Below are 4,099 nucleotides of genomic sequence, written 5' to 3' on the forward strand. Positions count from 1 at the left end.
GTGGTTTAAGGCAAAAAAGAAAATATTAATTAACTTTAAGAAACTGGACTAAGGCTTTTCATAGGAGGTTTTGTTGTGCCTCGTTTTTATTCCGATGGTTTTTGTCAATTTATTCAGTCCAGTTTTTGAAATAAAGCGAAAACTTAATTCTATAAAAACAAACCTTATAAAAAGTAATCCTATTATAAGAATTGGCAGTAATTTTATTGCCTTTTCAAATCCTTGATTATAGGTAATTAAACCAAAGCCAATAAGCGGATATGATAAAAGTATAGAAAACATTACTTTAAAAGCATTATGAATTCTTATTTCTAATTCTCCTAGAGAATCTTGAAGTTCTCCAGTAAAAACACAAACCGCTCCACGTCCAATTTCAGATGATATTATTTTAAAACCGCCGTCATTTACTTTTCCAATAAATTTTTTGTCAGTATAACTAGAAATTAGATTATCAGTCAGTTTTGTGTTGCGCTTTAATTCATTCAATGTAGCCACTCTATCTTCTCTTAATTCTACCGTAAAGTATTTACTTGGGAATAATTTCATTTAGTTTTCGATGGTTTTGTCAAATGAGGCCCAACGTTAAGTATAAGAAACATAGGGCAGGAGATAAGCACTATCATTTCGGTTTAATATTTAGCTAAATATAAATACGTTGCTTTTATATTTTCTACTATAAATGCCAAATTTTATATTTAGCGGACTTTGTTAATATGCACAGACCTTTCAGTTCAATACAAACGCCCTATGTTTTTTATACACTGTTGTGTATTGTGCTATCCGCATTATTTCCATAATATTCTTCAAGTGCCGTAATTATATTCATCACGTTTCCATTATAAAACCCAGCGCTATTGATACAGTTAATTTCCATTATTTTCCAGCCATCGTAAGTCAATGTAATATCCATCACATATGCATCCGCAACATTATATAATTCAGCCATATTTTGTGCGAATTTTAATCCGCTTTCTTCAACATTTTCTTCGAATTCAATTCCTCCGTGAAATCTGTAATATGAACTTGTCACAACTTTTCCGCCTACAATCCAAACTCTTGCTTCTTTGATTAATGAATAAGGTTCGGAAATTTGTATTGCAGTATTTTTATTTATTCTTTGATTTTGAGAGTCGTTTAAACTATTGTAAACGAAATCATTCCATTCGGATTCATTAAATACTTTTCCAGTAAATACTTTGGCATCAATGCTTGGTTTAATAAATAATTCAGTTTTGTTCGACCAATCAATTTCGTCAGAAAATTGCGATAAATAACTTCCATAGTTAATAGTGTTGATTCCGTATCCATTAGAATAATGTTCAAATTCGTGATTGTTCCCATAAAATGAACCTGGAAGCCAATCAAAATCCGCAGTTACTTTAGCTAATTTAACCGAGCCATAAACAAAAATATCTTTTCTCTTGGTTTGTATATCCAACTCGTTACTATTTGGCTTAAACTCTACACGTTCATAATCAAGTCCGAGTTCTTCCAACACTCCAAAAATCACATCGTATCTTGAGTCTTGAAAAACATTCTTTTGGATTATGTAATACATTTTTTATTAAGTGTAATTTGTTTTTTTGCTTGTTGCCAATATTAAATATAAGAATATTAAGGAATTAAAACACACTTACTTTTCGGTTTAGCACTTAGCCAAATTTACAATTTTACCGTTATTTTTATTTTAACCGTCAAATTGTAAATTTGGTTGACTTTGTTAATAGACATCAACTTTTGGTCCGGCTTGTAACCCCTATTATTTTTATATGGTGTTAGCAAATGTTTTCATTAGTTAATTTATTATTCTTGGAGAACTCCGCCTTTAAATATGAATGATTTTTTTCGATTCTATTTTTCGTCATAAATTTTCCATTCGCCTATTTCTTGTCCATTTTTATATTTCCTTATCTCACTTAATTAACCATTATCACATTATTCTGTATGGTGTTGGGTATTAAAAAAATAATAAAGAATGCTATGAGCAATACTAATATGTCCTCTATACTGGTATTTAAATTCACCGTAGAAGTCTAATTAGTGCACGAGTGTTAGTAAAAAGAGCTACCTTATTTCAAAAGTTATCTCGTTCGAATCGTTTAATTGACTGATTCCAGAACCAAGAAATCGAATTCTATAGGTTCCTTTATTCTCTATATTGTATTCTTGGTTGAGACTTACTTTACACGTTTTTGATTGTCCTGGCCTCAGGTTGATATAGTCTTCTTTAGTTGGAGGACTTCTTTTTTTGAGTTTTCCTTGATAGGAGATTTCTTTTCCGTTTTTTACCACCTCAAAAATTTCATTTTTTATTCCTTCAAAAGGCGTATGGTACTTACAGAATTTAGCTGAGCTGTCACTTATGTTTTTTACAACAATAATAATAAAAAGTTCTTCTCCTTGATTTAATTGCTTATTAATAGTAGATATGGTAACCTCAAATGTATTTACAGTGTTCTTTTGACTCATACCAAAGGTATTTATGGTTAGAAGTAATATTATATGTAGCGTTAATTTTTTCATCAATCTTCCAAGTATTAAGCGCCATCATAGGGGATGAAACCTCACCTAAAGGTAATAATTTAGCCAAGATAGCTGTTGTTTGTGTTGTTATTTTTACTAACGTTGTTGTATATGGGTTGTGCGTGTTTAACGCACCTAATTTAGCAAATACAAACCAAATTGAAAATCCACGAGAATTTGCGCAAGTAGGCTAGAACAAGCTATTAATTATACACGTTGGTGTAGCACGTTTTTATTCCACAATACTTAATTTCCGCAGTATTGAATTAGACCTCAAATCTAAATTAGTATTGCCAAAATTATAATTTCTCATAAGTATTACACCATATTCGCTATCTTTTTCATATTCGAAATGAGCTGAATATCCAGCGTTAGAACCTGCGTGTCCGACAGTATTTATTCCTTGGTCTGAATATAAATCAAAACCAAAACTATAATTAGACCTTAATCTTGTTGTTGGTGTTTGTGTTGTTTGTAGCATTTCAATACTACTTTCATTTAAGAGAGATGAATAGCCCATACAAGCTTTCATAAACTTAACCATATCGGTTGGTGTTGAGTAAATACCTCCATTTGGTATTCTGTATCCAACTTCATTCTGTTCACGTTTAGGTCTCTCGTAATCAAGTTCAGCAGTTGGACCACCTGCCATTCCTTTTGCTAAATTTCCTTTTAGGTTTTCGGGAACATTAAAATAAGTACTATTCATTTCTAAAGGTCTGAAAATCTTTTCTTGAACTAATTCGATGTAAGGCTTGTCGGCTACTTTTGAAAGCGTTAAACCTAAAATGGCAAATCCGATGTTTGAATATCCAAATCTTTCTCCCGGTTTTGAACGAAATGAGGTTTCTGGAATTGCTTTAATAAGATTATTTTCCCATTCATTGATATTTCCAAAACGAACATTTTCATCTCTACTTCTCGATTCTCTATCTAATCCAGAAGTATGTGTAGCTAATTGTTTTAGAGTAATAGGTGGATATTTATCATAATCAACTAACGATTTAATTTCAGGTAAATATTTTTCAACAGGGTCGTTTATATCAAGCTTTCTATCTTGTTGAAGTTGCATCATTAAAAATCCAGCAAATGATTTTGAAATTGAACCAATTCGAAAAATAGTGTTCAAATCTGCATTTCCGTATGATTTCAATGCTAAAGTTGAATCTTTATGAATGATTGCAAGAGAAAAACTTCCCTCAATATTATCGTCTTTAACGTCTGTTTTTACTAATTCACTAAAGTTTTCTATTATTTCGTTTTTAGTTTGTTTTCGGTTTTCATTTTCTTTTATTGGTGTACTACAGCTAAATATTACTAATACAATTGCGAGTGATAAAATTCTTTTCATTTTTTAATTTGGATTAAGTTTTTTCTAGGATGTTGAAATGAAAAGGCACCAATGAGATATTTAATTTCACTTACTCTACAAATGTTGAATAAAATATTGATTCTACAAATGTAGAGGTTGGTTTTCTTAAATGTGCTACAACGGTTTAGCTCGTATGTTTGGTTCTTAGTTTGAAGATACTATAATTATATAAACAAAGGAGAATGATTAAGTGGTTTAGCTAGA

General features: G+C 30.7%; 4 protein-coding genes. All 4 read right to left on the reverse strand.

The features are described 5' to 3' along the window. Positions 1-48: 48 nt before the first annotated feature. A complete protein-coding gene (locus Q0871_RS18565; RefSeq protein WP_299326579.1) occupies positions 49-546 on the reverse strand; it encodes a hypothetical protein in 498 nt (165 codons plus the stop codon). 208 nt (positions 547-754) lie between these two features. Next, the gene (locus Q0871_RS18570; RefSeq protein ID WP_299326582.1) at positions 755-1,558 is read right to left on the reverse strand and encodes an ATP-grasp domain-containing protein; all 804 of its coding nucleotides are present in this window, start codon (positions 1,556-1,558) and stop codon (positions 755-757) included. Positions 1,559-2,064: 506 nt separating this feature from the next. Next, the gene (locus Q0871_RS18575) at positions 2,065-2,469 is read right to left on the reverse strand and encodes a hypothetical protein (protein WP_299326585.1); all 405 of its coding nucleotides are present in this window, start codon (positions 2,467-2,469) and stop codon (positions 2,065-2,067) included. Between the two features lie 286 nt (positions 2,470-2,755). Beyond that, positions 2,756-3,874 (reverse strand): serine hydrolase, encoded by a 1,119-nt coding sequence (locus tag Q0871_RS18580; protein ID WP_299326588.1) that lies wholly within the window; start codon positions 3,872-3,874, stop codon positions 2,756-2,758. Between the last annotated feature and the right edge of the window lie 225 nt (positions 3,875-4,099).

Origin of the sequence: uncultured Maribacter sp., from assembly GCF_947500985.1 — a bacterium.
In the GTDB taxonomy this organism is placed as follows: Bacteria; Bacteroidota; Bacteroidia; order Flavobacteriales; family Flavobacteriaceae; genus Maribacter.

Excerpts from the sequence above, each read along its gene's own strand:
- Q0871_RS18575 (WP_299326585.1), bottom strand. The coding sequence starts at position 2,469 with ATGAGTCAAAAGAACACTGTAAATACATTTGAGGTTACCATATCTACT.
- Q0871_RS18565 (WP_299326579.1), bottom strand. The coding sequence starts at position 546 with ATGAAATTATTCCCAAGTAAATACTTTACGGTAGAATTAAGAGAAGAT.
- Q0871_RS18570 (WP_299326582.1), bottom strand. The coding sequence starts at position 1,558 with ATGTATTACATAATCCAAAAGAATGTTTTTCAAGACTCAAGATACGAT.
- Q0871_RS18580 (WP_299326588.1), bottom strand. The coding sequence starts at position 3,874 with ATGAAAAGAATTTTATCACTCGCAATTGTATTAGTAATATTTAGCTGT.